This window comes from uncultured Virgibacillus sp. (genome assembly GCF_947495635.1).
In the GTDB taxonomy this organism is placed as follows: Bacteria; Bacillota; Bacilli; order Bacillales; family Amphibacillaceae; genus Virgibacillus; species Virgibacillus salarius.
The window spans coordinates 1-5,320 of the sequence record NZ_CANMAB010000158.1; the positions used below are offsets into that span (position 1 = coordinate 1).

A 5,320-nucleotide genomic window follows, 5' to 3' on the forward strand; every position below is an offset into this window, starting at 1 on the left:
TTTTTTGAGCGGGTTTTGCTAAAAAAGTTAGCTGAAGGACAAACCCCACGGAAAGGGAAGTGGGCAGCCGGAGTGGTAGAGGAAGCGTAAATCTGAGCATGTAGTGATAGGGACTGAGCGAATTTTGCTCCGTTTTTTTATAGTGGTAGTTATAAAATCAGTGTTATACGCCAACTTTTCTAATAAATAAATAGTTTATTACTTTAAAAATGTCACAGAATGTTCTAAAATAAATAATAGTTACCAAAAAGTTTGCATAATTTTTAATACATTGTTTTTTAATCGGTTCATAAATAGAATTAGTACTTGTAAACGTATCAAGGAGATATTTCTATTATTTGTAACCGATTTCAATTTATAAAACGAGGTGATTGGATGGATATGCAGAAGATACCAGTTAAAGAAGGTAATCATAATCTGAAAGATTATGAAAAAGTTAGGGAAACTTTTTCATGGGATGATATGAAGAAACATTTTTCCTGGAATGAAACGGGAAAGGTTAATATTGCCTATGAGGCGTTAGACCGCCATGCGGAAAATCCAGAGAAAAAGGACCAGGTTGCATTACTGTATTCTGATCCAGATAGAGAAGAGAAGGTAACCTTTGGTGACCTACGTGATGAGAGTAATAAGTTTGCTAATGTTTTACGTAAGTATAATGTGAAAAAAGGAGATCGCGTATTTCTGTTCATGCCAAGAAGCCCAGAATTTTATGCAGCTTTCTTCGGTATCCTTAAAGTTGGTGCCATCGCTGGACCTTTATTCGAAGCTTTCATGGAGCAAGCGGTTCGCGATCGATTGCAGGATAGTGAAGCAAAAGTGTTAATTACAACACCTGATTTATTGTATCGAGTTCCACAGGAGGATTTACCAAACTTAGAAAAAATAGTGCTTGTAGGGAAACATAACGAATCTGCGGATCATTATATTGATTATCAAAGAGAAATGAAGGATGCTTCTAATAAAACAGAAATGGAATGGGTAGATTTAGAAGATGGTATGTTACTCCATTACACATCTGGATCTACTGGAAAACCAAAAGGTGTGTACCATGTCCATAATGCTATGATTCAACATTATGCTACGGGCGAGTGGGTATTAGACCTAAGGGAAGAGGATGTATATTGGTGTACCGCTGATCCAGGCTGGGTTACTGGAACAAGTTACGGAATTTTCGCACCATGGTTGCATGGTGTGACTAATGTTATTCGAGGTGGAAGATTTACACCGGATGATTGGTATGGAACACTAGATACGTATAAGGTTAGTGTCTGGTATACGGCACCTACAGCACTTCGTAAATTAGTAAGTGCAGGAGAAGACGTAGTGAAGAAATATGACCTTTCTTCCTTACGACATATTATGAGTGTTGGAGAGCCATTGAATCCAGAAGTAGTGACTTGGGGATTAAAAGCATTTAATTTGCGGATTCATGATACATGGTGGATGACGGAAACAGGTGCACAGCTTATTGTTAACATTCCATCAATGGAGATAAGACCAGGATCAATGGGGAAACCATTACCAGGTATTGAAGCGGCTATTATTGATAATGAAGGAAATGAACTACCACCAAACCAAATGGGGAATTTAGCTATTAAGAAAGGTTGGCCATCTATGATGCGGGCTGTATGGAAGAATCCAAGCAAGTATGACAGCTACTTTATCCATGGTTGGTATGTATCAGGAGATAGTGCTTATAAAGATGAAGATGGCTATTTCTGGTTCCAGGGGCGTTTAGATGATGTTATCAATACTTCTGGTGAACGAGTTGGCCCATTTGAGGTAGAAAGTAAATTAATAGAACATCCGGCTGTTGCTGAAGCCGGCGTTATTGGGAAACCACATCCAGAGCGAGGAGAGATCATTAAAGCGTTTATTACGCTGAATGATGGGTATCAGAATACGGATGAATTACTAGAGGATATACGCTTATTTGTTAAGACAGGGCTAAGTGCTCATGCTGCACCACGTGAACTAGAAGTAAAAGACTCCATTCCTAAGACAAGAAGTGGTAAGATCATGCGTCGACTATTGAAGTCTTGGGAGCTAGGATTGCCTACTGGTGATACGTCAACATTAGAAGAATAGATGGTAGAGCCACAGAGGGTAAAATAATTTAGATAACGAAGACGCTTAATTATAGACTGATTAAAATATGCTCCCTTCCAAAGTAGATAGATCAAAAAATATAATCTGTTGCTTTGGGGGGATTTTTGTCTAGGAAATTACGGAAATTATAAAATTTGAGCCTGTGGATATATATGGGCGTGTTGAGCCGCGTGAAGCTCCAGCGCCCAGAAACGAGGCGACTTCATGAATCGCCCTAATCTAAGTCATCATCGGCGCGCAAGCTCATCGTAATACCTTTATCTCCGTTGACTCGCTCTAGTCGCTACGTTTCTACTCGGACGCTTACGCCTTTTGCTCTTGAAATGCTATCGAACGGAATGGATACAACACTCCTTTTACACCGCTCACTTTATAAGCTAGTTATTTCTTATTTACTTTGAAATCTGTTACATTTCCAATATGGAACATATTCATAAATTGAGGAAATGAGGAATCTTAAAATGTCTAAAGAATTTTGGGATCAAAACTTTTCAGATAAAGAATTTGTATATGGGAAACAGGCAAATCAATTCACCCAGCAAAAGAGTCACCTCTTATCTAAAAATTCAACTATAGGATGCTTTGCAGAGGGAGAGGGCAGAAACGCCATCTATTTAGCTGGTTTAGGGCATGAGGTTATTGCTTATGATCAATCTACTGTCGGATTAGAAAAGGCAAAACAATTAGCTGTAGAGCAAGGAGTAAACGTACAAGCTATTCCCATGGACTTGACTAAGGAAAAGGTGATATCTCGCCAATTTGATGCGGCGATTATGGTCTTTGGGCATGTTCCAGCGGAAGATCAACATTTTTTTATTCATAATATAATTGCTGCTGTAAAGCCAGGTGGCTATGTAATGTTTGAGGTATACTCAGAGGATCAATTAGACTACCAAACAGGTGGACCAAGGGAGAAGGAAATGCTGTATCATCCATCGGATGTATTACAATGGATAATGCCTCATCATTGTTTGCATTTCTATTATGGAGAAGTAGATCGAAAAGAAGGAAAAAAGCATACTGGCTTGTCTCATGTTATTCAAACGGTTATAAAAAAGAAAGACTAGATATGTAAATAGAACCAAAGGATAAGTGGATTACTCCCTTAACCTTTGGTTTTTGTCGTTTATGCAGTAATGGATTCAGCTGGGCCAAAAATTTCGAAATGAATATCTTTTTCAGCTACATGTGATTTTTTTAAGCTTACATAGGTTGTACGCATGAATCCTTTTGGTCCACAAATGTAACATGTAGCATCTGATGTTGGTAAAATTGAAGATACCCACTCAGCGTCTATATAGCCTTTTTTATCACATCGATCCGTATCTTTGGGATGATTATAGATCGTATAGCTTGTCACATGATTATTAGAACTAGTAATGGTAGCAACTCTCTCTTTCAACGCATGATAATTTTCTGACTTTGCAGCATGAATGAAGATAACCTGTCGTTCAGGCTGTTCTTTTATCACCGTTTCTAACATACTCATCATTGGTGTCATTCCCACACCTCCACTAATTAGTATCAGTGGTCGATGATCTTGTTGATCAAGTATGAAGTCTCCAGCCGGTGCACTTATAGGTAAAATGCTTCCTTCATTAATTTTCTCATGTAAATAAGTAGAGACAATTCCTGCTGGGCCTTGTTCATTCTCATCCTCACGTTTAACACTAATGCGGTAATACCCTTCATCCGGAGCACAAGATAAACTGTATTGGCGAAGATGGGTATATGGTTCACCATCTATGTCTGCTTTTACAGTAATGTATTGTCCAGGCTGATAACTAGGAAATGGTAAACCATCCTCGGGAACTAAATAAAAAGATGTAATAACTTCACTCTCAATTACCTTTTTTGTCACTTTGAAATTTCGAAAACCTTCCCAGCCACCGGATGATTGCAATGTCTTATTATATAATTCTTTTTCCACGTTAATAAAAAGATCTGCTATGACATAATATGCTTTTTCCCATGCGTCGATCACATCATCATTAGCTACTTCTCCTAAAACATCTTTCATTGCTAGTAATAGGTACTTGCCAACGATTGGATAATGTTCTGGTTGAACATTTAGACTTTTATGCTTATGTGCAATTTGCATGACATGGGGTACTATTTCTTCTAAATGATCGATATTTGCCGCAGCAGCATAAACGGTATTCGCTAAGGCCTTGGGCTGAGCACCTCTCCGTTGATTGGTTTGATTAAATAAATTCTTTAATTCTGGATGATTTGTTAGCATTAGCTGATAGAATCGCTTCGTTATCTCTGAACCTTGTTGTTGTAATACTGGCACAGTAGCTTTAATAATGTCCTTTGTTTGCTCATCTAGCTCGACTGTTTGTGTTGACATAACTAAGCACTCCCTTTGAAATAAACATGTATTTTGTATACATGTTTATTTTATAATGATTTAACTGGTAAAAAAACAGGAAAATAAGCAAAATATGTTACAATAATGTGAAAACATGAACAAGTAGGTGTATCCATGAATCTTAAAAAATATACAGATTACGCATTACGTGTATTAATATTTACGGGAATGAAATCAGATCAAGAGCTGGCTACAATTAAAGAGATATCCGAGGTATATACGATTTCACAAGAACATGTAAGGAAAGTAGTACATGAGCTTGTAAAGATGGAATTGATAGAGTCGGTAAGAGGCAGGCATGGAGGAATTAGAATGGCTAAGCCACCAGAAGAAATCAATGTTGGTAGACTTGTTCGACAGCTTGAAGCTGATTTTGTCATTTTAGAATGCTTTGATAAAGGAACAAACCACTGTGTTATTTCTCCAGGCTGTACATTAAAACATGTATTAAATAGGGCGTTAGTCGCTTTTTTTAAGGTTCTTGAAGCATATACATTAAAGGATTTAATTAAAAATGAAGAAGAGCTTCGTGAACTAATGGGACTGTAAAAAATATGTTTTATATAAGAATTATTGGGAACATATAATTATGTAGTCATCGTAAAGGAGTGGATATATCATGAGTAAAAAAATAGTAACTGTTATTACAGATATGTTTGAAGATGTGGAATATACAGAGCCAGCTAAAGCTTTCCGGGAAGCTGGTCATGAAGTCGTTATTTTGAAATGTTTGATGTATATTGGCAATGCTCCGACGAATTACTTCGCTTTCCGCGGGCACGGCCTCAACTAACTTTGCAAAGAAGAACACGTTGCAAAGTGGATTTTCGGCTC

4 protein-coding genes and 1 pseudogene are annotated in these 5,320 nt (G+C 37.5%); 4 read left to right on the forward strand and 1 reads right to left on the reverse strand.

Going from position 1 to position 5,320, the window contains the following annotated elements; translation table 11 throughout:
• Nucleotides 1-375: 375 nt before the first annotated feature.
• Both acsA and Q1A47_RS19785 read left to right on the forward strand, forming a co-directional pair.
• Nucleotides 376-2,091: an acetate--CoA ligase gene (acsA, locus tag Q1A47_RS19780; RefSeq protein ID WP_026680139.1), complete on the forward strand. Its 1,716-nt coding sequence runs from the start codon at nt 376-378 to the stop codon at nt 2,089-2,091.
• Nucleotides 2,092-2,573: 482 nt separating this feature from the next.
• A complete protein-coding gene (locus Q1A47_RS19785; protein WP_166530652.1) occupies nt 2,574-3,179 on the forward strand; it encodes a bifunctional 2-polyprenyl-6-hydroxyphenol methylase/3-demethylubiquinol 3-O-methyltransferase UbiG in 606 nt (201 codons plus the stop codon).
• Nucleotides 3,180-3,238: 59 nt separating this feature from the next.
• Here Q1A47_RS19785 and hmpA read toward each other — a convergent pair whose 3' ends face one another.
• Nucleotides 3,239-4,465 carry an NO-inducible flavohemoprotein gene (gene hmpA, locus Q1A47_RS19790; RefSeq protein ID WP_166530651.1) on the reverse strand — a complete coding sequence of 409 codons (1,227 nt, stop codon included), beginning with the start codon at nt 4,463-4,465 and terminating at the stop codon, nt 3,239-3,241.
• 135 nt (nt 4,466-4,600) lie between these two features.
• Here hmpA and nsrR point away from each other — a divergent pair, with 135 nt between their 5' ends.
• The gene (gene nsrR / locus Q1A47_RS19795) at nt 4,601-5,035 is read left to right on the forward strand and encodes a nitric oxide-sensing transcriptional repressor NsrR (RefSeq protein ID WP_026681839.1); all 435 of its coding nucleotides are present in this window, start codon (nt 4,601-4,603) and stop codon (nt 5,033-5,035) included.
• 70 nt (nt 5,036-5,105) lie between these two features.
• Nucleotides 5,106-5,210: pseudogene (locus tag Q1A47_RS19800) on the forward strand (DJ-1/PfpI family protein); the annotation flags it as partial.
• Nucleotides 5,211-5,320: the final 110 nt, after the last annotated feature.

Excerpts from the sequence above, each read along its gene's own strand:
- acsA (WP_026680139.1), top strand. The coding sequence starts at position 376 with ATGGATATGCAGAAGATACCAGTTAAAGAAGGTAATCATAATCTGAAA.
- nsrR (WP_026681839.1), top strand. The coding sequence starts at position 4,601 with ATGAATCTTAAAAAATATACAGATTACGCATTACGTGTATTAATATTT.
- Q1A47_RS19785 (WP_166530652.1), top strand. The coding sequence starts at position 2,574 with ATGTCTAAAGAATTTTGGGATCAAAACTTTTCAGATAAAGAATTTGTA.
- hmpA (WP_166530651.1), bottom strand. The coding sequence starts at position 4,465 with ATGTCAACACAAACAGTCGAGCTAGATGAGCAAACAAAGGACATTATT.